Origin of the sequence: Sphingomonas sp. EC-HK361 (assembly GCF_902498785.1) — a bacterium.
Classification (GTDB): Bacteria; Pseudomonadota; Alphaproteobacteria; order Sphingomonadales; family Sphingomonadaceae; genus Sphingomonas.
In genome coordinates, this window is the sequence record NZ_LR701493.1 from 13331 (window position 1) to 36965 (window position 23635).

A 23635-nucleotide genomic window follows, 5' to 3' on the forward strand; every position below is an offset into this window, starting at 1 on the left:
CGCCGTCCTGCGCATGATTGGGTTTGGCGAGACTGCCTCCGCCATTTTCTTTTTGGCGGCGGTCGCGTCGAGCTTGTCCTGGTTATTCCGAATCCTTTCGATCAGACCTTCTTCGAGGCGTCTCACTACTGTAGGCGACCTTTCTGATTTGGCGGGACCAGCTGGGAGACGACGGTGACGGGTACAAAGCCGGAACCTAAGCACGTGCGCGAATATAATCGAGTCCCGGTTTCCGATCGGAAAAACCACCATCGCTTTACCCCCAGAAGAGGCATGTAGAGCGGGTGCCACCGCAGTGGCGGCGTTCGCGGTTGAGTGAAGATCCGCGATGGATCACAGTATCGAACGGGAGGAAAGATGGCGGAGAACGACGGGGAGGGCGCCGAAACGATCCCGCCGCTGCGCAAGCGCAAGCCGGACCAAACGCTATACACGCGCCGGCCGGAGACGTTGCAGCTGTTGGCGGGCCTTCTTGAGCTCCCCGAACGCGAGGTGCCCGAGCGGGCCGCGATCACCCGGCGGAGCGCTCCCGGCTGGCTCCGCGGCGAATGCCTGGTCTTCATGATGCGCCGCGCATCGCGCCGCGGCGACAAGCGTTCTTACCAACGGTGGTGCCGGCTCCTGCTCGAGCGAGTGCGGGCGCAGATGCCGCATGGTCGTAGCGGAACGCCGTTGACCACCCTCGAACTCGCCATGGCCGAATACGGCGTCGACCGGTTCGCCAAGCTGCTCGGCCCGGACCTGTCCGGCTATAACGAGTCGCTCGACATCTATGAAGCCGTGTTCGACCTCGCGCTCGCACGGCTGCGCACCGATGCCCTCAAGACCACCCTGCCGAAGCGGGACGATACGAAGCCGAAGCCCACCTACGTTGAATATGGCTCTGATCCGCGCGTCGATCTCGAAGTGGAGCAGGCCAAGGCTGAGGAAGACCTGTTCGGCATTGCGCGCGGCAATGACGAGGATTTCCGATTGAGGGCGTGGGAAGCGATTGACGCGCTACCAACGGAACAAAACAGGATTCTCACCATGATGAGGGAAGGCGTGCCGCCAGGAGAGATGGCGAAGATACTCGGGCTTGAGCCCAAGACGCTGTATAACCGCAAGATGGCAGCACTGAAGGCCGTGCGGGACGCGATCGGGAGCGCGGGACAATGAGCGCTGAGGAACCAACACTGGATGCCGTGCTCGAGGCCTTCATGATGGACGCGCATCAGGACGGCGCGCTTGCGACCTACCTGCAGCGCCATCCGCAATTCTCGCTGGAGCTGATCGACCTTTCGCACGAGATGCATCGTATTCCGGCCGACGAGCCCCTGCCGCTCGACCACGCCGCGCGCACATCCATCGATGCCGTCGTCGCGCGGGTCCTCGATACCTGGCCTATGCAAGAGGGACCGCGCAACCTGTTCGCGGAACTCAGGCCCGCGGACTACGGCCGGGTGTCCACAACGATGGGCGTGCCGCGTGGGGTGATCGGAGCCGTAAAGGACGGACTGGCGATCTGGTCCACCATTCCCGGCAAGTGGCTGGCCCGCCTGGCCGCAGCGCTGGGCGGAACGGTGGACGAACTGCGCGCGAGCATCGGAGGTGCTTCCCCGCAGGCGAGCTACAAGTCCGAGGCTCGACCTGAGCGGAAGGAGCCGGTCCCGTTCGAACAGCTGCTGATCGAGGCGCGCGTGGACGAGGCGCGCCGGGCAGAGATCATGGACGACGGTGACTGATGGACGCGATTGAGACCTCGCGGCGGGAGGCGGCGGCACTGCACGCCGCCGCTCTTGCCCGAGGTGTCGATCCGTGGAAGCCACTCGAGTTGGTCCTCGGCGAGGTCGAGCGCGCAGGCTTCGAGGCTGAACCGAGGCAGAAGGGCGCGACCCAGCTGGGAAACGCTCAGGCGAGATTCGACCCGGAGCTTGGCCTCATCCTTTACACGGATGAGGGCACGGACTTCGACCGTGCCTTTCTGATCGCCCACGAACTCGGACACGCCTTGCTCGGCGACGGCGAGGGTGCGTGCGACACAGATCAGGAGCGCTCGTCGGAACCCGCCCCCGAGGGTGAGGAGCGGGTAGTCGCCCATGGCCCGCGTCAGCGGCGCGAGGTGCAAATGGACCTGTTCGCCCGCGAACTCCTGCTCCCGCGGCCTTTCGTGAAGGACTTGCACCTCGGCAAAGGGATGAGCGGCGAGATGATCGCCGCCAGGATCGGCGCGACAAAGGGTGTCGTCTATCAGCAGATGCTCGACGCCCTGCTCCTTCCGGAAGCCCCCGCAGATTTGGCGCCGCGCCCGCGAAAGCCGCTGAACCAACGCCAGCAGGTAGCGGCGGACCACCGCGGATGCGCCTATCTGCTGGAGGCGGGGCCTGGCACCGGTAAGACCCAGACGCTTGCCGCGCGGGTGTCGGCGCTGCTCGCCGAAGGCGTCGATCCTCGCCGCATCCTCGTACTCACCTACTCCAACCGGGCTGCCGGCGAACTAACCGATCGGATCGCCGGTACGCGTGGCGATGCGCTGGCGGCGATGTGGATCGGCACCTTCCACGGCTTTGGTCTCGACATACTGCACGCGTTCGGCGACCGCATCGGCCGGACCCGCCGGCCAACCCTGCTCGACCGCGCCAGCGCCGTCGCATTGCTCGAGGACGAGCTTCCGCGGCTCCGCCTGCGCCATCACCGCGACATGAAGGACCCGACGACCCTCGTGTCGGACATGCTCGATGCGATATCGCGGGCACAGGACGAGTTGTGCGACTGCGCGCGCTACGCATCGCTCGCCACGGCTATGCGTGACGCAGCGGACGCACTCGAGGGTGAAGCGCGGGCCGCCGCCTTCGAACGCGCCGAGCGGGCGGCCGAGATAGCGGTTCTCTATGCGCATTATGAAAAGCTCAAGCTCGCCGGCAACTTCGTCGACTTCGGCGACCTCGTCATGTTGGCGGTCGACCTGCTCGAGAACGACGCCGCCGCGCAGGCACATTACCGAGGCAAATATACCCACGTCCTCGTCGACGAATACCAGGACGTGAACCGCGCGAGCATCCGCATGTTGAAGGGGCTGAAGCCCGATGGCCAAGGACTCTGGGTCGTCGGTGACGCGCGGCAGTCGATCTACCGCTTCCGCGGTGCCTCTTCTCGCAACATGGCGCTGTTCACCCGCGACTTCCCCGGTTCTGAACATGGAGACCTGATCGAGAACTATCGCTCGACGGAGGAGGTGGTGCAGCTGTTCACGCACCTCGGGCGAGGCATGACGCCGGTCCGGGGCGAAGGCGATCCGGAGCCGCAGCCGTACGAGCCGCTGAGGTCGGTGCGCGGCCCTTCCGGTGTTACGCCCGAGTTGATCGTGGTCCGCGAGAACGCATGTCTCGCTCCCGTTATCGCGGACGAAATCCTCGCCGACGTCGCGGCGGGTGGACGCTACCGAGACCATTGTGTGCTGGTGACCGGCAACGACCGCCTCGCTGTCATCGGGCGTGGTCTCGAAGCGCTCGGCGTTCCGGTGCTCTTTCTTGGCAGCATCTTCGAACGGCCTGAGATCAAGGACCTACTCTGCCTCTTGTCGCTGACCACCGATCCGTGGGGCGCGGGCCTCGTGCGCGTAGCGTGCATGCCGGAATTCCGTATGGACCTTCAACAGGTCATCGAGACGACGACCGCGCTGAAGAGCCTCGCCGCAGGCGGCTCGAACGCGCTGCTGGATGCCGACAAGGCCGCCGCGCTCTGTCCGTCGGCGGCGGCTCCGCTGGCGTCGCTTGCACACGCGCTGTCCGAGGTCGGATATGCGAGTAACCCCTGGTATGCGCTGGCTGGCATCCTGCTCGATCGGTCGTCAATCGCAGCGCGCCTCGCGGCGGGAACCTCCGCTGCGGACAGCTCCCAGGCGATCGCGGTCTGGCAGTTCATGAACTTCGTGAAGGCGGTCGGCGCACGCGAGAAGCCGGCCATCCCGGCATTACTGCGGCGTGTCCGGCGCCTGCTTCGCTTAGGCGACGACCGCGATTTGCGTCACCTGCCGGCGGCTGCCTCAGGGATCGACGCGGTCCGCCTCCTGACGATCCACGGCGCGAAGGGGCTTGAGTTCCCGTCCGTCCACCTGCCGGGTCTCAACGCTGACACCATGCCCAAAGCCGCTCACTACGGGCGCCCGGCCTGTCCTCCACCGGACGGCATGATCGAATTCGCCCGGGGTTCCGTCACCGAAGAGCTCGCGATCAGCCACGACGAGGAACAAGACTGCCTGCTCTACGTCGCGACGTCGAGGGCCCGGGACCGACTCCGGCTCTACCGTTGCTCCGAGAAGAAGGATCGTAAGCCGCGCGCTGAATCCTCCTATGTCGCACGCCTCGCAGGCAGGCTCACCTCGCGCGAAGCCGCGCCGTCGCGTGAGCCGTCGGCTGCGGCGGATGCGGTCGCCGTCCCCATAACGGTGCCGGCGACGCTCAGCCTTGCAGGCTGGAGGATCGAGACTTACCGCAAGTGTCCCAGGCGCTTCCTCTACATGCAGCTCCTGCGCACGGGCGGAGCGACCGACCGCACCACCTATGGGTTGGTGCACGACATCGTGCGGAGAGTATGCCGCGACATCGCCGCGAGCCAGACCACTCCGAGTGAGGTGGAGCTCGAGCGTTTGACACGCGCTGCATGCGACGTGCCGGAGCTTTCCGAGCATGGCTATTACGCCGATTTCGTGCAGCTCGCGGTAGAGCTCGTCACATTCTACGGAGGGGAACGCCGAACGCTCGCCGTCGCCAGCCACACGACGGTCGCAATCGGGGTCGGAATCGACCTCGTCGAGATCGACGCCCACGAGATACTCGACGAGAACGGCTCGGCCGTCCTGTGGATCGTCCAGACCGGCCACCAACGGAGCAAGGCGGAGGAAGCGATCGACGTGCGCGCGGCCGTGGTGAGCGCGATGTCGCGTATGTCGGGCTCGCGAGTCGAGATGCTCAATCTGGCGGACCGGCGCCGGGTCACAGTTGCTCCCAAAAAGGGCGCTGAGGGCCACTTCCAGCGTATCACCGCCGCGGCCTTGGCAGGCATCCGAGCCGGCTCCTTCCCCAAGCTCGACAACGCTGGACCCCGCAGCTGTGGGAACTGCCCGGCGCTGATGATCTGCGATGCACTGCCCGCGGGCGCCGCGATGGTGACGATCTAATCACACCTTGCGAGCCGACAGACGGCCAGCGCTTTTCCGATCCAACAGGTGGCTTCGATTGACCGTGCAGGACCCCCGGAAGGGTTCGCATTGGAGCTTCGAAGATGGACTATGAAAAGATCGAGAGCGGCGCCGACGGTCCCATGCGGGACGACGGCGTCGAGCTGAACCACACCACCGACTACCGCCTCAACTATGGCGATGGTGGCCTGACGTTCCGTCAGCTGGTGTTCGCGGACCCGGTGCCCGTCGGGCGCCAGATCCTGGAGCGCGCCGGCGTCCGCGACGTCGAGCAGTATGCGCTGATCGCGATCCTGCCAGGCGGCGCCATGGAGGACATCCGCCTCGACGAGCCGATGGACCTTCGCGGCCGCGGCATCGAGCGCGTCGTGGCCTTCCGCACCGACGTGCTGCAGCGTGCGTTCCTGCTCGGCCGCGACATGCTCTGGGGCCGCCCCGACATCAGCGGGCACGACCTCTACGCGCTCGCCGACCTGGCGGAGGGTGAGGCGCTCTACATCGACGTGCCGGGCGGAACCGACATCCCGGTCCCGCGCGACGGCATGGTCGACCTGGCCAAGCCGGGTGTCGAGCGTTTCGTTGCCGGCCCGCCCCACCCGCCGGCGGGCTTCGACATCGCCGTCAGCTACAATGGTATCGTCCGCACCGTGCGGGTGACGCCGGGCGAGACGATCGCGGCGCTGATCGAAACTGTGAGGCCTCAGTTCGGCAATCCGGGCGGTGACCTTGTCCTGGTGGATGCGGCGTCGGGACGGGTGCTCGAGCCGACGCATACCATCGCGCAAGAGGGCGTCCAGCCTGGCGCCCACCTGCAGCTGCGGCCCCGCACGGTGCAGGGCGGCTGACATGCCGACGCTTCTGCCACGGCATGTGTTCGACGAGACCTTCGACCGCCTCCGCTCCTGCGGGGGCGGTCGTCGCGAATGCCAGGCGCTCTGGGTCGGACCCTGGTCCGATCCGAAGCGCGTGACCCGCGTGGTCCATCCCAAGCACAGCGCCAGCGCCGTCGGGTTCACGCTCGAGGACAGCTGGCTGACATCGTTCTGGAAGTCGCTGGCGGATGCCGGGGAAGGCGTCCGTGTCCAGGTGCACACCCACCCTGGCGCCGCCTACCACTCGGCGACCGACGACGCCTTCCCGATCCTCGCGGTACCCGGCTTCCTCAGCCTCGTTATCCCCCGCTTCGCACTCGGCCCAACCGGATTCGACAGCGCGTTCCTCGCGCGCCTCGATGACGACGGGCGCTGGCGCGAGGTGCCTATCAAAGACCATCTGGAGCTCATCTGATGTCACTCAACGAAGCACTTTCGCGCACCCTCCTCCTCATGCGGACCGACCTCGACGCCTCGGTCCCCGACGGAGCCTTGGTCGATGCGCTGACTTCCGTCCGCGTGGTGCTCCACGCGGGCGCCGACGCGATGGCGACGCATTCCGGGCAGACCGCGCTCGTCACCGCAGCACTCACCATGGCGCGGTCGGGCCATGAGGTATGGATCGACGGCGCAGACGTCGACACCATCGGTGCGCAGCCGCCGCTCGAACCCGGCAGCCTGATCGACGCCATCGTCGCGGTGGGCCAGGACCTGCTGCCCGGCTGCTCGATCGCCCGAGGAGCCCCGCCGAATACTGACCTCGCGGTCACGATTGGCACGGTCGCCACGAGCATCGAGTCTACCCGCCGCATCGCGATCGACGCGGGTGATTGGTGGGGCCGGATCGCGCCGCAAAGCGCCGGTTGGTCCGGGTTGGACTGGCCGCTGGGCGGCATCTGCGCCGGTGTGCTGGTCGCCTCGGAGGCGTTCCGGATCGCGATGCGGCGGCTCGCCAACCATGCCCGCGCCCGCGACTATTTCGATGAGCTTTATGCGGAAACCGCAGACGCCACCTTCGCGTTGGCGCCGGAGAACACGCCGAAGACTATTTCGCTCCCGCACTTCGACCTTGTCAGCGGCGGCGCAATCGCGAACGCGGCGCTATTCGCTTTGGCCAGGCTACCGGGGGTGGTCGGCAGCGGCCGGGTGCTCGACGACGATGTGTCCGCGCTCAGTAACCTCAATCGGAACGCGCTGCTGGTGCGCAGCGCGCTGGAGATCGCCAAGGTGACGGACCTCACACGTCGCGCGAAAGGTATTGCCATCGATCCCGAGCCCGTCCGCTACGTCATGGGCATGCCGGTAGCGCCTATTGTGCTGGTGGGCGTCGACGACATTCCGTCCCGTTGGGCGGTGCAGGCGGCGGCGCCATACTGGCTGGGGGTCGGCGCGACGGAGGGGTTCGCCGTGCTGGTCTCGTCCCATACGCCGGGGCAGGCTTGTGTCGGGTGCCTGCACCCCGCCGCGGCGTCCCCGACCGGGCCCATCCCGACTGCCGCGTTCGTGTCCCTCCTGTCAGGCCTGTTGCTCGTCGCCCGCTGGCTTCGGTCGCTCGGCCTCGAGGGACCGGCGCTTGCCGACCAGCAGGCCTTTATCAACGCACTGCGTCCAGAGGGCTGGACCTATGGCGCGATGCCTGTCGCCCCCAATTCCAACTGCCCGGTCGGCTGCGCGGCGTCCACGACGCGCACAGCGGCCTGAGTGCGACAGACGCCGATCGCCCAATCCCAGGGTCAGCGGATCTCGATCCGTGTCATGACCGCGGCGATCGGCTGGTGCACCCAATACTCGAAGCGCGTCCGCCCGGTGACGCGCTCGATCGCGCGGGCGTAGACCGAGACCTGACCCGCGAAGGCGCGCAGGCGCTCCTCGTCGAGCGCGACCGAGCCGGGGAAGCTCTTATGGTCGATGATTGCATAGCCGTCGCCGAGATCGACCAGCAGGTCGAGGCGACCGGATAGCACCTGCAGGCCGTCCTCCGCGTGCACCGGCCACTCGCGGAGCGCGGTCGCGCCCGCGAACCGCGTGCCAACGAATGTGTGAAGGCGATCGGCGATGGTCACCAGATCCGCCGGCGCCACATGGGGCACGCCCCAGCGCAGGAGCGCGGCCTCCGCCTCGGACGTCCGCACCTCAAGGCCAGCGCCTGGGTCGTCGGAAGCGAGGAATCGGTGAATCGCCTCGCCAAGCAGCTGCAGATCCGGATTGCCTACCAGCGGGATACGCGCGCCGAGCCCATCCGTGCCCGTTACGACCACCCCGGCATCCTTCAGGACCGCGTCACTCGGCCGTAGCCGTAGCGGCGGATGCGCGACACGCGCCGTCGTGGGACGGCCGTATTCGATCACGGTCTCCGCTGCCTCCTCGGCAGGCTGCAGCACCTCGGCGCAGGGCCGCGCCGGGAAGCGCTCGGCGGCGACGGTCACCGCCGCGCCTACGTCCGCGATGAGAGGCGAACCCGCGTCGTCCGTAAGCTCGTCGAGCCACGGCAGGGCGCCACCGGTCGTGGCAAGCACGAGATGGTCGCGCGCGCGCGTCATGCCGACGTAGAGCAGGCGCGTGCGCTCCAGCCGTTCGGCGGCGATCGCGGCGATCCCCTGCGGGCTGACCGGAGCGCTCACATCGAGATCAACGTCCTTTTGCTGCTCGCCATAGGGCCAGGGCCAGTAACGCAGCACCCGTCGAGCAAGTGGAGCGTCCCAATTGGGTGAACCCTCATCCTCGGCAGTCAGCCCGAACGGTGACCCGCGCGCCGGCGCGTCGAGCTCGGCCAAGACCACGACGGGCCATTCGAGGCCCTTTGCACCATGGTAGGTCATGATATTGACCGCGTCGGGATGCGTACTCTCGGGCTGGCGTGCATCGTCGCGGTCCGCGATCCATGCGCAGGCGCCGGCCAGCGTGGCGGCCTGACGCTCCGCGCGCTGTTCCTCTTGATAGCCCTCGACCAAACCCCTGAGTGCCTCAAGATTCTGCAGGCGCTGCTCGGCCTCGCCCCAGCGCAGGATTGTGTCGAGGACAGTGTCTGCGTGAAGCAACGCGTCGAGCACTTCGGCTGGCGTCAATTGCGGCGCACGCTCGCGGATCACCGAGAGCGCTTCGGCGAACGGGAGCTGGGCGACGAGGCCCGCGCGTGCGTCGGCTTCGAAAACGGCGGCGAACCAGCCTTCGCCGTCTGTGCCGAGACGGGCAAGCTCCGCGAGCGCGAGCGTGTCGCTGCCGTCGGCGATCCAGCGGAACGCGGAGAGCGCGAACTCGATCTCAGGTTGATCGAGAAGTCCCGAGCGCTCGACGGCGACACGGACGCCGTGCGCCGCGAGCGCCGCCGCGAGATCGCTGACTTGCGCATTACTGCGGCAAAGCACCGCCACGTCGCCGCCGCGCGCACCGCGCGTCGCACCACTCCGTTCGGTGACCGGCCAACCGGCGGGGTCGGCGAGCAGGCCGGCGATCCTGCTGGCGAGCATCGCCGTGCGCTCGTCCTTCCGCTTGCCCGTCATCGGAAGGAAGGAAAGGGCGGCCGGGAATGCGGGATCCTCAGTCCGTGCGCATCCCTCGAAGCAGATCTCCTCCTCGGCCATGCCGACCCGCAGCATGTTCGGGGCAATCGCGGCGTTCACGAAGTCCGCCAGTTGTGGCCGTGTCCGGAAGGAGCGGCGCAGATATGCCACCCCGCCGCCCGATGCTGCGGTGATCGCCGCCGCCGCCGCCGTGGTGAGCGCCGGGTCGGCGTCGCGGAAACCATAGATCGACTGCTTCGGATCACCGACCCAGAGATTGCGGCCGGCAATGCGCGAAAGCGCGGTGAAAATGGCGATCTGGATCGGGCTGGAATCCTGAAACTCGTCGACGAAAACGGCACCGATCAGCTCGCGCAGTCGCGGGCCATTCGCCGGGTCGGAGATGATTTCGAGCGCAAGCATTTCCTGGTCGACGAAGTCGAGCAATCCTCGCGCACGCTTGTGCGCAGCATATGCCTCCATGCACCGCGCTGCGCAGTCGAACACAAGTTCGAGATAGCGACGGATGTCGGCTCTCAGCGCGGGATGACGAGGATGGGCAGCCGCAGCGGCGATCACTGCCGTGAACAGGCCCGCGTCGGCCTTGGTGGCGCCGAGCTTGGTGAGCCGCGCCCAGTCCGACCAGGGCAGCCTGTCGCCTGACGCCAGCGTCCGCAGGGTCTTCTCCACGACGGGGACGTCCTTGGAGAGCGTCGTGGCCTTCAGACCTGCACGGCCACGCTCGACCTCGACCATGCACGCCTCGAGCGCTAGGCGGAGCGCTTGATCGAGGGCGTCGTCCGTTTCGCCCGCCGCCGCGGTGGGCAAGAGCGCGACAAGGCTCGCTGCCGAGCGCTCGGCGCAATGCGCGAGCCTGTCGGCGGCTATGCCATTAGAGCGCGCAAGGTCCACGGCGCGCCTGACCTCGTCATGCCATCCCCTGATAGTCCTGCCATGCATCGTGTAGCTGCGCGCCTGCAGGCCAAAGCGCTCGGCGACCTGCGCGATCGCCGGGCCACTCTCCTCGATCACGACGCCCACGGCGCGGGAAAACACCGCCGCCTGACGATCTTCGGCAATGATCTCGGCGACCGGGGACCGTCCGAGCTCGAACGCGAACTCGGCAATCAGCGATCCGCACACTGAGTTCACGGTGCCGATGCGCGCCGAAAGCATCGCGGCCGCGAGATCGGCGCGACCGCCCTCGATCAACCGGGCCCGGATACGTCCCGAGAGCTCCGCCGCGGCGCGCTTTGTGAAGGTTGTCGCGAGGACACGGTGCGGCGGTATGCCGCCCATGACCTCCGCCACAATCTCTTCGACCAGGCGAAAGGTTTTGCCGGTGCCAGCGCTCGCGATGATCGTGTCGACCCTGTTCTGTACGCCAACCTCCGTCATGCGAGCCCCCTGACACGGCACAGCGTTGCATAGTCGCACCACCCGCAGTGCACATCGCGGGTGATGCCCAGTTCGGCGGGAATGCTGTCCTCAACACCTTGGACGCCTGTCGCGAGAATCGTCCCTGCCTCCGCTCCCGCCCGCCACGTCCGCCAACCCGCGAGGATCGCGGCCCAGGTGTCGGGAAAGGAGCGTGCCCCTTCGATGGGTCGCCCAACGAGGCCGCTGCCGACCAAGGTCAGGAACTGCCGCTGGTTCAACAGGAAGTAGCCAGCCCGGTAGGGTCCGCCGCCAGAGACCAGCGCGCCGTAGGTCGCGAGCTGGACTGCACGGCCCTTTGCAAGCTCGTCGACACGCGAACGGTCGCTACGCGTCCACTTCAGGTCCACGATTACGGCGTTTCCGGAGCGGTCACGGGCGACGAGGTCGACCGACCCCTGCATCGCGAGCAGAGTCTCGAAAGTACCGCTGACCTGCTGCTCGGTCGCCTCTACCGTCAGACCGTTCTCCGCGAGGCAGCTGGCGAGACTGGCCATGGCCGCAGGGAGTCGCCGGCGCGCCGAGTTCAGCTCCTCGGCGAACTCCGGGTGTCGGAGCGGCGCTGCCAGCTGGTCGATTCGTCCCTCGAGGAGAGCGGTCGCGCGCTGCTCAGCCTCCGCCAGTCCCGGTGGATCACCAGGCGCGAACACCTCGCGGGCGATCGCGTGAGCGAGATTCCCCAGCAGCTGATTGGCATCGGGAATCGAGCGGACGCGGCCGGGACGGAGCCGAGCCACATGCCGCAGGGCCCACATAAGCTGACAGGAGAAGAGATTCTCCAGCGACGTCGCGGACTCCGCCGTGTCGGCAACTCGCGCCGAAAACCCACTGGGCACGGACCAGGCGAATTGCGCAACGGGCAATGCTCGTGGCTCGATGGCCCGGCGCTCGATGGTCGTACCCGCGAGTTCGAGTGTCGGCCCGCGCAACGCTGCCTCGAGGGCAACCAGCGACGCGATACGGTCCAGCGCAGGTTTCAGGCGATGGGCGAGCGGATGCGCCATCTCGTCCGCCTCACAACCCGGCCCGCCCGAGACGAAGACGATACGCTCGCGCGCGTTTATGACCGATCGCTCCCAGGCGGCGCTCGCGGCTCGGGCGGCCAGTGTCACGTCGTCGGCGGGACAGCCTGCGGCCGCGAGCTCCTGCCGCTCAGCTTCGGTCCACGGCGAGCGCGAGGCGCCCTCGCGCGTCGTGGAAAAATTCCACCAGACCACCGCGTCCCTCGGCGCCCAAATCGCACCCGGATGGGGGACGCTGCGCCATCGCGCGGCCTCGGCCTGTGAGCCGGGGTTCGGGTGCCCTGGGTCCAACGCTTGGTCTATCACCCGCTCGACCAGGAGACGCGGCACAAGATCTCGGCCAAGCGCTGCGAGCGCCGCACGCACCTCGCCCGACAATGTTGACGTCGAGGCATAGAGCAGGTCGCCGGTGGCAGCGTAGCGGCGGACCGCCCATGCGGTTACGCGCTCGCAGATGCCGAGCGCCTGGGCGAGCGGCATCCCGGAGGCCGCATCCGCCATTTCCAGCTCAGTCCACTCCCGCCACCGCGCCAGCCTGGGCTCGACGGCGGCAAGGGCGTCGGCGTCGCCTGCGGCGTACTCGCGCTCGGCAGTGGCGATCGCTTCCCATGCTTCAATCCATTCGGGGCCGCCGCGCCCGGGCGCCTGTTCGAGGGCAGAGGCGAGCCGCCGTGCTGCGCGCGGGGCGATGGGGGAGGCCGGGAAGATCAGCAGCTCCATCAGCGCCTGAGGATCGAAGGGTGCCCAAGACCCTCTGAAGGCCAGCAGCAAGAGCTGAAGGGAACCACGGTGGATCGACGACCGGCTCCGGCCAGCACGCGGTTGACCGATTGCACTCAGCCCGTGGTCGAGGAGGTCAGTATCACCTTCCTGCGCGACCAGCGCCACCTCGCCGTCCTGACCGGCGAACCACTGACCCAGTACTTCGGCCGCGAGGGGCTCGCTTGCCGAGGTTGCCAAGGTCACGGAGCCGTCAGCACCGGGCTCGGGTACGATGCCATCGACGATCCACCTCTGCAGGCGGCCGAGCGATGTGGCTGGCGCGGCAGCGGTACTGATCCCCACGTCCTCCACGATGCAACCGAGGGCTCGCAGCCGCTCCACAACGCGACGTAGCGGAGATGGGAGCAGGTGAGCGGAATCGATCAGACGGAGGCGAGTGATCGGCGAGGTGGTCAATCCGCCAAGCTTCGCGAGAATGGCGGCGATGCGATCAGCAAGGCCGGGAGCGAGATCCGTCGCCGATGTGGAGGCGATGGCAAGCTGGGTAAGCCGTTCACCACACCAGGATGCGTCGCCACGCCATCCGAGGCCGACGAGCTCGTCGCGCCAGCCAAGGAGGGTTCGCGCCGTAGCCCAAGGATCCATGGCGAGCGAGCGAGACCAGAAATAGTCGCCTTCGAGCGCTTCAAGAGTCGACTGGAATGCAGCGATCCGTACCACCTGGGGGCGGTGCGGACCGCCCAAGCCTACGGCCGTCTCAAGGATATCGACAAGGCCCACCGGGCCTACGACGGGCTGGCCTAGCGCCCCGGGCCCCTCGCCGCCGTGATCGGGGCTGGCGCCGCCATCTGCCCAAAGGCCAAACACTACGTCCATCTCAATATTCCCTCCCAAGGGAAGCATGTCAGTTCGATAGCGCTAGGCGCAACCGGCTTCGTGTCCGATCGGACTCGGGTCAGTTGGGAGCAAAGCGAGCGCGACCTGACCACCGGTTTCATTCAAGTCTAAGCGAAGCGGATTACACCGATCGGAAAGCCGCACTGGATCCTGCAGTCTTTTTTGACGGGTAAGGGCGGCAACGTTTCGCATCGTGATCGAAAACCTCCCGTCTTTCCGCCCGATTGCGGGAGCGCTACGCCATGAAGTCGCCCCTTCGCTTCGATCAGACGTCTGACGCGTCGCCCGAAACCGCGCCTTCGCTGGGGCCGCGATAGTCGGAGAGCCGTTCGGCCTCGGTCAAGGGAATCTCGGTATCGGCAGGTGTTCTGGTTTTCTTCGCCGTGCGCACCGCCGATGGCGTGGTAGCAACCTCGGCCATCACCGTGCGTGCAAGCTCCGGCCAAAAGCGTTTCAGGCGTCGCGACAGCCCGGCAAGCAAGCCCAATTCGGAATCGATATTGGACAAGGCCGCCGCGGGTGCCACCTCCAGCGCCCAGTGCGAGATCGCCGCCGCGTCCGTGCCTATCATGGCGCGGGTGGTGATTGGCGATGGGGTCGCACCCGACGCAACATCGGGTTCGAAGACGTAGATCCAAGCTGGACACGGATCTTGCCGTTTTCTGCCAGGCGCAAGCAGACTCACCGTACCATCGCCGGCATCGGTCAGCACCGGCGATCCGAGATGGCGTTGCCAGCTATCCCAGACCGAAGTCGGGATGGCGAGCACGCAACCGGCGCAGCGCTCGTGATGGCCAAGCTGAAACTTGAACATCATCTGGTAGAATGTGCGTTTGAACACATTGGCGATATTGGGCCCTTCGACACCCTCGGACAGCCACCATTGATTCTCCTGCACGGTCTTGCCGAAGTTGGTGGGATGCATGCGCAACCCCTCGCGCAGGTTACGCACGGCATCGCGGTATGAGCCGTGGAAATCCATCGTCTGTATCTCAAGAATACCGAACCGCCCGATGTGCGGATGGCCATTCTCCATCGTCATTTCGACGATGGTCACGTCGAATGAGAATTCCGGAGATTGGTCGGTCGCAGGGATAGAGAGTTCACCGCTCGTCTTCTTGTCGAAATAGATGAAAACCGGCTGGCCGGCGTTCAGGCGGGTCGCAATATCTTCGCGCACATCGTTATGTCGGAGCGTGAGCGCCGGCGTGACATAGGGATCGATGTCTGGCGACAGCGCGAACAACTGGCGGGTTGCCTGCTTGACGAGGTTGTCGCTGAGCGCCCGGTACGGGCAGACGAGCCAATCCTGGCGCGGTCCGTTACTCACGCTACTGATCGTACAGACGCCGCGCGCCGCGTCGGCCTTGATGCACTGGCGCGTCTCGTTGGTCGCGTCGCTGAGAAACGGGCAACGCTCGCTTTGCTGATCGGCGACAGAATCTGAGGTCGTGATCACCGTGGGATGAACCCGGTGACCGAACCATTCGCTGACGAAATTCCCGGGTGCGCCCGATCGCTTCCCCGACATTATTCAGCCGCCACCAGCTCGGGAATGCGATACCGTGAGCGAACGCGTGCGGTGCCATCGAGCGCGTTGCCGCTCAGCAGCGCATGCAGCGATTCACCAACCGCCTTGCCTAGCAACGGCGGAACTGCATTCCCCACCTGGTCGTACTGCTGCGAATGATTGCCTTCGAACACGAACCAGTCCGGGAAACTCTGTATGCGGGCCGCTTCACGGATGCTGATCGTGCGGTGCTGGTCGGGATGCGTATATTCGCCCGACTTGGGATCACGAAAACGCGTGATAATCGAGCGTGCGACACCATCCCACTGCATGCGGCGATAGCGGCGCGTATGATCCTTGCGGTGCGCGCGCTGCATGCCGGGCGGCAGCAGATCATGCGGCAGATCGCGCCAGTCCTGTCCGGGTTTCAGCAGGCTGATGCGCGCGATGTTGGCTTCAGATAGCCGCGCAGCATAGTGATTGTGCAAGCCCGTCGATCCGCTGCGCATGGCAAGCTGGTAAGGGCCCTTGGGCTTCCTGTCGTAGGTTGACTGGAAGCCTCCCGCCGCGATCGCCGGTAGGTCGGCGATTGCCGCCTCGATTGACACGAACCCTTCGGTATCGACCGGAGCGATCGTCCGATTGGGCACGAGTTCGCCAATGCCACGGCGTCCATGTGTAGGGAGCGGGAAGCCGCCATCGATGGGCTGATCCAGGCGCCAGCCGATAAAGAACATCCGCCAGCGCATCTGCGGCACGCCATATTGCGCGGCCAGCAGCTCAGCGCACTCGACCCGGTAGCCGGCTTCGCGAAAGGCTCGACCAATCTCTCCCAGGACAGCGCCGCCATTTAAGGTAGCGAGCCCGGGGACATTTTCGATGACGACGCAACGCGGTTGAAGGTCGGTCGCCACGTTGAGGAAATGTTTGAAAAGGCCGTTTCGGGGATCCCAAATTTCACGCTGGCCGATGATACTGAACCCTTGGCACGGCGGCCCACCGACCAAGAGATCGAGTGCACCGACATCAAGATCGGTGCGATCCATGATTTCCCGCGCACTCAGTTTGCTGACATCGGTCTGGACAAACGGAATATGCGGAAAATTGCGTGCGTGGGTCAAAGCGCATGCCGGATCGATGTCAGAGCCGAACACCACGTCGAACCCCGCATTGGCCAGACCGAGCGTCAAGCCGCCCGCCCCGCAAAACAAATCCACGGCCGTGAGCCGGTTCTCGCGCGGGGATGGCGGGGCCAGAAGATAACGCGACCTCATGCCTGCGGTCCCCGAAACAGCTCTTGCTGAACGGCAAATCGCTCGCGATCGAGATGCTCCCGGATGAGCCGGGCGATCAGCGTCGATTTCTTATAACCCTTAACCTTGCAATAGGCCTCAAACCGATCGCTTTCCGCATCGGGCAACAGCACATGCACGCGCGCATTCTTCGTCATAGCCGGTCCCCCAACGGCACCTACGGAATATGCCATACCAAGCCCACTCCTTGCTCACAAGTGAGTAAGAGTGTGCATTTCTGCGCCTGATCCGTCAAGAACATAAATGGAACATTTCGTTTATAGCGCTCCGTTGGCAATTCAAAGTTCCCGTGTCAGGTGGTAAGCGCTGTCGTTTCCGTCTGTCCCACCCACAATTGGTCGCATGGCCTTAGCGGCGGATAAAACTGGCCACGCAATGTGTATGAATGACCGTCTGGCTCCGGGAGCTGTCTGATGCCCCTAAGCGTCTATACCTGGGTCTTGGCAGCTTCAGTCGCCGACTAAACGAAGGTGCGCTTCCACGGCTGGCGCGCTTGACAACCTGACAGGCAGCTCACGGCCCACTTCCGGAAGTTGGTGAGGGTCCTGCATCCATCCCCGCTGTCCGGCGGGCCGTGAAAACGTATCTGGCGTCCCTAATCAGGCTCTGACGCGTTCGGCGTGATCAGCAGACTTTAGCGGCCGAGCCCGCGCAGACTGATTCTGGTGCGGGCGGAGGCCCGCATGACCCCGACCAAATTACTCATCGGACAGATCATTGTCGTGTTCGCCATCGTACTGGCAGGCGTGTGGTTCGCAACCCAATGGGCTGCCGCCGAGCTTGCCTACCAGCCCGAGCTTGGTCTGCCTTGGTTTGTCGCGTTCGGGCGTCCGATTTATGCCCCCTGGGCGCTGTTCGGCTGGTGGTTTTCGTTCGAGGCTTACGCACCGACGATTTTCGAAGAAGCGGGCGCGATCGCAGCCGCGAGCGGCCTGACCGGATGCGCTGCGGCGATCTTCGGTTCCTTGTGGCGCGCCCGGCAGCGGCGAAACGTCACCACTTATGGGTCCGCTCGCTGGGCAATCGCCAAGGATATCCGCTTGGCCGGGCTTCTCACGGAAGCGGGCGTTTTCCTTGGCCGGACAGGGCCGCGCTATCTTCGGCATGACGGTCCCGAACATATCATGGCGTTTGCCCCGACCCGGAGCGGCAAAGGCGTGGGCCTGGTGGTTCCCACGTTGCTCGGCTGGTCCGGTTCGGCCGTCATCCACGACATCAAGGGCGAGAACTGGCAACTGACCGCCGGCTGGCGCCAGCGCTTCTCGCACTGCCTGCTGTTCAATCCGACCGACGCACGCTCGGCGCGCTACAATCCGCTGCTCGAGGTGCGTCGCGGCACCGACGAGGTCCGCGACGTCCAGAACATCGCCGACGTCCTCGTCGATCCGGAAGGGGCGCTGGAACGCCGCAACCACTGGGAGAAGACGAGCCATTCGCTGCTGGTCGGCGCCATCCTGCACATTCTCTATGCCGAGGAGGAGAAGACGCTCGCCCGCGTCGCGTCCTTCCTGTCCGATCCGCAGCGCCCGTTCACCGCCACGCTGCGGCGAATGATGACGACCAACCATCTCGGGACCGCCGAAGCGCCGGTCGTCCATCCGGTTGTCGCATCCGCCGCGCGCGAAGTGCTCAACAAGTCCGAGAACGAGCGGTCCGGCGTCCTGTCGACGGCCATGTCGTTCCTCGGCCTCTACCGCGATCCGACGGTCGCGACGGTCACATCGCGCTGCGACTGGCGGATCGCCGATCTCGTCGAAGGCCAGTCGCCGGTCTCGCTCTACCTCGTGGTGCCGCCCTCGGACATCAGCCGCACCAAGCCGCTGATCCGCCTCGTGCTCAATCAGATCGGGCGCCGGCTGACGGAACATCTGCACGCCGAGCACGGCGCCAACGCGGCCGCTCGGCACAAGCTGCTGATGATGCTCGACGAGTTCCCGGCGCTCGGCCGCCTCGACTTCTTCGAGACGAGCCTTGCCTTTCTCGCTGGCTACGGCGTGCGCGCCTTCCTGATCGCTCAAAGCCTCAACCAGATCGAAAAGGCCTATGGCGAGCACAACGCCATTCTCGACAACTGCCACGTTCGAGTGGCGTTCGCGACCAACGATGAGCGGACCGCGAAGCGCATCTCCGATGCCCTCGGGACCGCGACCGAGCAGCGCGCAATGCGCAACTATGCCGGGCATCGTCTCGCTCCCTGGCTCGCCCATGTCATGGTCAGCCGGCAGGAGACCGCTCGCGCGCTGCTGACGCCGGGCGAGGTCATGCAGCTGCCCGCGACCGATGAGTTGGTCCTCGTCGCCGGCACACCGCCGATCCGGGCGACAAAACTGCGCTATTTCGAGGACGGGGCGTTCAAGGCGCGCGTATTGCCTCCACCGGCTCTCGCTACCGGCGACTATGTCGATCGACCAGCCTCGCGGCCGGATGACTGGGCCGGCATCGTCCGTGGGATTGATGCGCGTCTCGGCGCCGCGAGCGATGAGGATGGCAGCGATAACGGCGGTGGGCTCGAACAGGCCCGTCATCCCGGCCAGGAACTTGATCGTCCGTCAGCGCCCGATCCGACCACTGCCGACCCGCTCGGTCTTGGCGCGGATGACGATGATGTCGCAGCCGACCAGCGCGCCATGGATCAGGCGCGCGCACTGGGCACGGCACGCACCGTCTACGCGATCGACGCCGCTGATCATCGGCCCGGCGACCTGCAGCTGGACCTGTGATGGTGGTCGAGAAAGTCCGTCACCAGCTGTTCCTCCCCAAGCCGGTTAGCGACCGTCTTGAAGCCCTCGCCGCAAAGCCGGGCGCGTCCAAGTCGGCGATCCTGACCGACGCCGTCACGGCCTGGTTGAACCGGCGCGGCGCCTCGGAACTCGAAGACAGGTTCGCCCTCCGGCTCGATCGCATGACGGCCGCGATCGGCAGGCTCGAGCGCGATGGCCATATCCAGATCGAGACACTGGCGCTGTTTGTCCGGTACGAACTGGCGATCCAGGCTCCGCTCGCCGAGAACGATCATGCGGGCCGCGCGCTCGCGGCCAAGCGGTTCGAGGCCTTCATCGCGCAGGTCGGCAGGCAAGTCGCCGCCGGACGACGGACAATCGCCGACGGGTTCGCCGGCGCCGCGGAGTCCGGCCAGTGACCGCCGGCATTTCCGCGGAGCGCCGCCGCGCAATGCTGCGCACGGCTATGGGGCCGGCAATCGCCGAAGCGCTTGCCGATCCCCGCGTCATCGAGATCATGGTCAACCCCGACGGGGCGCTGCGGCTCGACCGGCTCGGCGAAGGCCGCACCGATACCACTGTCCGCATGGATTGCGCCCAGGTCGAGCGGATCATCCGCCTCGTCGCGTCCCACGCTCGCGCCGAGGTCCATGGCGACGCGCCGATCGTGTCGGCAGAGCTGCCGCCCCACATCGAAGGCCGCGCTGGCGAACGGTTCGAAGGCGTGTTGCCCCCCGTATCGACCGCGCCGTGCTTCTCGATCCGCAAGCCCGCAGAGCGGCTCTACAGCCTCGACGACTATGTCGCCGACGGCATCATGGGCCAAGCCGCCGCCGATCGTCTCAAGGCCTGCGTCACCCAGCGTTACAACATCCTGGTCGCTGGCGGCACGAGCTCGGGCAAGACAACACTCGCCAACGCGCTGCTCGCCGAGATGGCCTGGGTCGACGAGCGCGTCATCCTGATCGAGGACACGCGCGAGTTGCAGAGCCCGGCCGCTGATACGGTCGCGCTGCGCACGCGGCCCGGCATAGTGACGATGGCCGACCTAATCCGCTCGACTTTGCGGCTGCGTCCCGACCGCATCATCGTGGGCGAGGTTCGCGGCCCCGAGGCGCTCGACATGCTCAAGGCCTGGAACACCGGGCACCCGGGCGGCATCGCCACCGTTCACGCCAATAGCGCGATGTCGGCGCTCTATCGCATTGAAGGCCTGGTCCAGGAAGCGGTGGTCACCGTGCCGCGCCGGCTGATCGCCGAAGCAATCGACATTATCGTCTTTATCTCCGGCCGCGGCCTCCAGCGCCGGATCACCAGCATTGCGCGCGTCGCCGGGCTCGACCCGGACACAGGAAGCTACGCGCTCGCCGACCTCCTCAACCCCGCCAACCCCCAAGGAGAATGACCGTGCAACTTGCCAAGATACCGTCCCGCAGCTCAACCTTCCTCGTCGGCGCCGCTTGTCTGCTGACCCTCGCCGTCAACAATTCCGCGCAGGCGGCAGGGTCGGGAATGCCCTGGGAACAGCCGCTCCAGCAGGTTCTGGAATCGGTGCAGGGGCCGGTCGCCAAGATCGTCGCCGTCATCGTCATCATCGTCACCGGCCTGACTCTGGCGTTTGGCGAAAGCAGCGGTGGCTTCCGGCGCCTCATCCAGATCGTGTTCGGGCTGTCGATCGCGTTCGCGGCGTCGAGCTTCTTCCTCAGCTTCTTCAGCTTCGGCGGTGGAGCGCTGATCGCGTGATCGGTCCAAATTCCTTTCACGGCGCTCAGCATCTGGAAGGCTACGAGGCTCCCATCCACGGGAGCCTCGGTTCGCCGATCCTGCTCGGCGGCGCACCGCGCGGGATCGCGATCGTCAACGGCACGATCGCGGCCGCGGTCGGGCTCGGCCTCCAGCAATGGATTGCCGGCCTGGTGCTCTGGGCGGTCGGGCACAGCATCGCCGTGTTCGCAGCGCGCCGCGACCCTGATTTCGCACCCGTTCTGATCCGCCACCTCCGCCAGAAGGGCTATTTCTCGTGCTGAACCTTGCCGAATACCGCCACCGAGCCGACCGACTGGCGGACCATCTTCCCTGGGCGGCGCTGATCGCAACCGGCGTCATCCTCAACAAGGATGGCAGCTTCCAGCGCACACTGCGATTTCGCGGTCCCGATCTCGAATCCGCGACCGAAGCCGAGCTGATCTCCGCCTGCGCGCGGGCCAACAACGTGCTCAAGCGCTTCGGCACCGGCTGGGCCTTGTTCTTCGAAGCGGAGCGGCGTGAGGCGTCCGCTTATCCCGACAGCTCCTTTTCCGACCCGGCGTCCTGGCTGGTCGATCAGGAACGGTCCGCCAACTTCATGGCCGAGGGCGAGCATTACGAGAGCCGCTACTATCTGACGCTGACCTGGCTCCCGACGCCGGACAGCGCCGAGGCGGCGGGGCGGTCGCTGGTCGAACGTCCGGATGCCGACAAGGGTCGAGACTGGCATGGTGCGCTTTCCAGCTTCATCGCCGAGAGCGATCGCGCGCTCGACCTGCTTGCGAGCTTCATGCCCGAGGTGCGCGCGCTCGATGACGCGGAGACGTTGACGTTTCTGCACGGGACGATTTCTTCACGCCGGCATCGTGTCGCCGTCCCGGAGACGCCGATCTATCTCGACGCGCTGCTCGCCGACACGCCGCTCACCGGCGGTCTCGAGCCAAGGCTCGGCGACGAGCACATCCGCACGCTGACCGTGCTTGGCTTTCCGAGCATGAGCCGTCCCGGCATTCTCGACGCGCTCAACCATCAGGACTTCGCCTATCGCTGGGTGACGCGCTTCATCGCGCTCGACAAGAGCGATGCGACCAAGGCGCTGACCAAGCTGCGCCGCCAGTGGTTCAACAAGCGCAAGTCGATCACCGCGCTGCTGCGCGAGATCATGTACAACCAGCCCTCGCAACTGCTCGACACCGACGCCGACAACAAGGTGGTCGATGCCGACCTCGCGCTGCAGGTTCTGGGCGGCGACCATGTCGCGTTCGGATATCTGACGACGACCATCACGGTGACCGACGCCGATCGCGCGGGCGTAGAAGACAAGGTTCGCCAGGTCGAGCGGATCGTCAACGGGCTGGGGTTCACGACAATCCGCGAGGGCGTGAACGCCGTTGAGGCGTGGCTCTCGTCGCTGCCCGGTCAGACCTATGCCAACGTCCGCCAGCCGCTCGTTCACACGCTGAACCTGGCCCATCTGATGCCGCTGTCATCGGTCTGGGCGGGACCGGCGCGCAACGCCCATCTCGACGGGCCGCCATTGCTCCACGCCAGCACCGCCGGATCGACACCGTTCCGCCTGTCGACCCATGTCGGGGACGTCGGACACATGCTCGTGGTCGGGCCGACCGGCGCCGGCAAGTCCGTCCTGCTCGCGCTGATCGCGCTTCAGTTCCGGCGATACGCGGGCTCGCAGGTCTACATTTTCGACAAGGGATTCTCCGCACGCGCCGCGGTGCTGGCGATGGGCGGCGCGCATCACGCGCTGGGATTGGGAGCCGACGCGGGAGAGACGCTGGCGTTCCAGCCACTTCGCCGGATCGATGATTCCACGGAGCGGAGCTGGGCGGCCGAATGGATTGCCGCACTGCTCGCGCACGAGAAGGTCGCGGTCACTCCCGAGGTCAAGGATGCGGTCTGGTCCGCGCTCGGCAGTCTGGCGTCCGCGCCGGCGGAAGAGCGCACGCTGACTGGCCTAACCTTGCTGCTCCAGTCGAATGCGCTTCGAACTGCGCTTGGCGCCTACACGCTCGACGGTCCCTACGGCCGGCTGCTCGACGCTGCCGAACAGCAATTCGCCTTTGCCGATGTCCAATGCTTCGAGACCGAGGCGCTGATGGGGCAAGCGGGCGTGGTCGCGCCGGTGCTGACCTATCTCTTCCACCGGCTCGAAGAGCGGTTCGATGGGCGACCGACCCTGTTGATCCTCGACGAGGCGTGGATCTTTCTCGATCATCCGCTGTTCGCCGCGCGCATCCGCGAATGGCTGAAGGTGCTGCGCAAGAAGAATGTCGCGGTGCTGTTCGCGACCCAGAGCCTGGCCGACATCGCGTCGAGCAGCATCGCGCCGGCCATCATCGAGAGCTGCCCGCAGCGCATCCTGCTACCCAACGACCGCGCGATCGAACCGCAGAGCCGCGAAGCCTATGAGCGGTTCGGCCTCAACGACCGGCAGATCGAGCTGATCAGCCGCGCGAGCCCCAAGCGGCAATATTATCTGCAATCCGCGCGCGGCAACCGGCTCTTCGAGCTCGGCCTTGGGCCGGTCGCGCTGGCGCTGTGCGGCGCCTCCGATCCGGCCACGCAGACGCGGATCGACGCGATGATCGCCGATGGCGGTCAGGCGGACTTTGCGGCGCGGTTCCTGAGCGCCGCCGGCCTCGAATGGGCTGCCGACCTTCTCCCCGATTTCCCCGCCCACCAAGCAAAGGAGTAATGT

17 protein-coding genes are annotated in these 23635 nt (G+C 66.2%); 12 read left to right on the forward strand and 5 right to left on the reverse strand.

The window, feature by feature from the left end; genetic code table 11:
- The first annotated feature begins 357 nt into the window (after positions 1-357).
- From BOS5A_RS01475 to BOS5A_RS01500, 6 genes are all read left to right on the forward strand, one after another.
- Complete coding sequence (locus tag BOS5A_RS01475) at positions 358-1158, forward strand: RNA polymerase sigma factor (RefSeq protein WP_151953460.1); 801 nt, start codon at positions 358-360, stop codon at positions 1156-1158.
- A complete protein-coding gene (locus tag BOS5A_RS01480; RefSeq protein WP_151953461.1) occupies positions 1155-1724 on the forward strand; it encodes a hypothetical protein in 570 nt (189 codons plus the stop codon). Before BOS5A_RS01475 ends, BOS5A_RS01480 begins: the two co-directional genes overlap by 4 nt.
- Complete coding sequence (locus BOS5A_RS01485; RefSeq protein ID WP_151953462.1) at positions 1724-5158, forward strand: UvrD-helicase domain-containing protein; 3435 nt, start codon at positions 1724-1726, stop codon at positions 5156-5158. Before BOS5A_RS01480 ends, BOS5A_RS01485 begins: the two co-directional genes overlap by 1 nt.
- A gap of 104 nt (positions 5159-5262) precedes the next feature.
- Complete coding sequence (locus BOS5A_RS01490; RefSeq protein ID WP_151953463.1) at positions 5263-6024, forward strand: multiubiquitin domain-containing protein; 762 nt, start codon at positions 5263-5265, stop codon at positions 6022-6024.
- 1 nt (position 6025) lies between these two features.
- Positions 6026-6466 carry a Mov34/MPN/PAD-1 family protein gene (locus BOS5A_RS01495; protein WP_199857164.1) on the forward strand — a complete coding sequence of 147 codons (441 nt, stop codon included), beginning with the start codon at positions 6026-6028 and terminating at the stop codon, positions 6464-6466.
- Positions 6466-7752: a hypothetical protein gene (locus tag BOS5A_RS01500; protein ID WP_151953465.1), complete on the forward strand. Its 1287-nt coding sequence runs from the start codon at positions 6466-6468 to the stop codon at positions 7750-7752. The genes BOS5A_RS01495 and BOS5A_RS01500 overlap by 1 nt, the downstream gene beginning before the upstream one ends.
- A 32-nt stretch (positions 7753-7784) precedes the next feature.
- On the opposite strand, the gene BOS5A_RS01505 is transcribed toward BOS5A_RS01500, so the two are convergent.
- The 5 genes from BOS5A_RS01505 to BOS5A_RS01525 all read right to left on the reverse strand — a co-directional run bounded on the left by BOS5A_RS01505 (position 7785) and on the right by BOS5A_RS01525 (position 16590).
- Positions 7785-10949, reverse strand: a complete 3165-nt coding sequence (locus tag BOS5A_RS01505; RefSeq protein ID WP_151953466.1) for a UvrD-helicase domain-containing protein — start codon at positions 10947-10949, stop codon at positions 7785-7787.
- Positions 10946-13609 carry a PD-(D/E)XK nuclease family protein gene (locus tag BOS5A_RS01510; RefSeq protein WP_199857165.1) on the reverse strand — a complete coding sequence of 888 codons (2664 nt, stop codon included), beginning with the start codon at positions 13607-13609 and terminating at the stop codon, positions 10946-10948. Before BOS5A_RS01510 ends, BOS5A_RS01505 begins: the two co-directional genes overlap by 4 nt.
- A 286-nt stretch (positions 13610-13895) precedes the next feature.
- Positions 13896-15161 carry a NotI family restriction endonuclease gene (locus tag BOS5A_RS01515; RefSeq protein WP_151953468.1) on the reverse strand — a complete coding sequence of 422 codons (1266 nt, stop codon included), beginning with the start codon at positions 15159-15161 and terminating at the stop codon, positions 13896-13898.
- Entirely contained in the window at positions 15161-16414 is a 1254-nt protein-coding gene (locus BOS5A_RS01520; protein ID WP_151953469.1) for a DNA cytosine methyltransferase, read from the reverse strand. Before BOS5A_RS01520 ends, BOS5A_RS01515 begins: the two co-directional genes overlap by 1 nt.
- Positions 16411-16590, reverse strand: a complete 180-nt coding sequence (locus BOS5A_RS01525) for a hypothetical protein (protein ID WP_151953470.1) — start codon at positions 16588-16590, stop codon at positions 16411-16413. Before BOS5A_RS01525 ends, BOS5A_RS01520 begins: the two co-directional genes overlap by 4 nt.
- 546 nt (positions 16591-17136) lie before the next feature.
- Here BOS5A_RS01525 and BOS5A_RS01530 point away from each other — a divergent pair.
- From BOS5A_RS01530 to trbE, 6 genes are read left to right on the forward strand one after another with little or no spacing between them, the layout of a single operon-like run.
- Entirely contained in the window at positions 17137-19173 is a 2037-nt protein-coding gene (locus BOS5A_RS01530) for a conjugal transfer protein TraG (RefSeq protein WP_151953471.1), read from the forward strand.
- Positions 19174-19175: 2 nt separating this feature from the next.
- Entirely contained in the window at positions 19176-19592 is a 417-nt protein-coding gene (locus tag BOS5A_RS01535) for a CopG family transcriptional regulator (RefSeq protein WP_151954445.1), read from the forward strand.
- Positions 19589-20578 carry a P-type conjugative transfer ATPase TrbB gene (trbB, locus tag BOS5A_RS01540; protein ID WP_151953472.1) on the forward strand — a complete coding sequence of 330 codons (990 nt, stop codon included), beginning with the start codon at positions 19589-19591 and terminating at the stop codon, positions 20576-20578. Before BOS5A_RS01535 ends, trbB begins: the two co-directional genes overlap by 4 nt.
- Complete coding sequence (locus tag BOS5A_RS01545) at positions 20575-20916, forward strand: TrbC/VirB2 family protein (protein WP_151953473.1); 342 nt, start codon at positions 20575-20577, stop codon at positions 20914-20916. Before trbB ends, BOS5A_RS01545 begins: the two co-directional genes overlap by 4 nt.
- A complete protein-coding gene (locus tag BOS5A_RS01550; RefSeq protein WP_151953474.1) occupies positions 20913-21200 on the forward strand; it encodes a VirB3 family type IV secretion system protein in 288 nt (95 codons plus the stop codon). The genes BOS5A_RS01545 and BOS5A_RS01550 overlap by 4 nt, the downstream gene beginning before the upstream one ends.
- Positions 21194-23632, forward strand: a complete 2439-nt coding sequence (trbE, locus tag BOS5A_RS01555; protein WP_151953475.1) for a conjugal transfer protein TrbE — start codon at positions 21194-21196, stop codon at positions 23630-23632. The genes BOS5A_RS01550 and trbE overlap by 7 nt, the downstream gene beginning before the upstream one ends.
- The last annotated feature ends 3 nt before the right edge of the window (positions 23633-23635 follow it).

Excerpts from the sequence above, each read along its gene's own strand:
- BOS5A_RS01475 (WP_151953460.1), top strand. The coding sequence starts at position 358 with ATGGCGGAGAACGACGGGGAGGGCGCCGAAACGATCCCGCCGCTGCGC.
- BOS5A_RS01490 (WP_151953463.1), top strand. The coding sequence starts at position 5,263 with ATGGACTATGAAAAGATCGAGAGCGGCGCCGACGGTCCCATGCGGGAC.
- BOS5A_RS01485 (WP_151953462.1), top strand. The coding sequence starts at position 1,724 with ATGGACGCGATTGAGACCTCGCGGCGGGAGGCGGCGGCACTGCACGCC.
- BOS5A_RS01545 (WP_151953473.1), top strand. The coding sequence starts at position 20,575 with ATGACCGTGCAACTTGCCAAGATACCGTCCCGCAGCTCAACCTTCCTC.
- BOS5A_RS01505 (WP_151953466.1), bottom strand. The coding sequence starts at position 10,949 with ATGACGGAGGTTGGCGTACAGAACAGGGTCGACACGATCATCGCGAGC.
- BOS5A_RS01510 (WP_199857165.1), bottom strand. The coding sequence starts at position 13,609 with ATGGACGTAGTGTTTGGCCTTTGGGCAGATGGCGGCGCCAGCCCCGAT.
- BOS5A_RS01530 (WP_151953471.1), top strand. The coding sequence starts at position 17,137 with ATGACCCCGACCAAATTACTCATCGGACAGATCATTGTCGTGTTCGCC.
- BOS5A_RS01520 (WP_151953469.1), bottom strand. The coding sequence starts at position 16,414 with ATGAGGTCGCGTTATCTTCTGGCCCCGCCATCCCCGCGCGAGAACCGG.
- BOS5A_RS01525 (WP_151953470.1), bottom strand. The coding sequence starts at position 16,590 with ATGACGAAGAATGCGCGCGTGCATGTGCTGTTGCCCGATGCGGAAAGC.
- BOS5A_RS01495 (WP_199857164.1), top strand. The coding sequence starts at position 6,026 with ATGCCGACGCTTCTGCCACGGCATGTGTTCGACGAGACCTTCGACCGC.
- BOS5A_RS01480 (WP_151953461.1), top strand. The coding sequence starts at position 1,155 with ATGAGCGCTGAGGAACCAACACTGGATGCCGTGCTCGAGGCCTTCATG.
- BOS5A_RS01500 (WP_151953465.1), top strand. The coding sequence starts at position 6,466 with ATGTCACTCAACGAAGCACTTTCGCGCACCCTCCTCCTCATGCGGACC.
- BOS5A_RS01515 (WP_151953468.1), bottom strand. The coding sequence starts at position 15,161 with ATGTCGGGGAAGCGATCGGGCGCACCCGGGAATTTCGTCAGCGAATGG.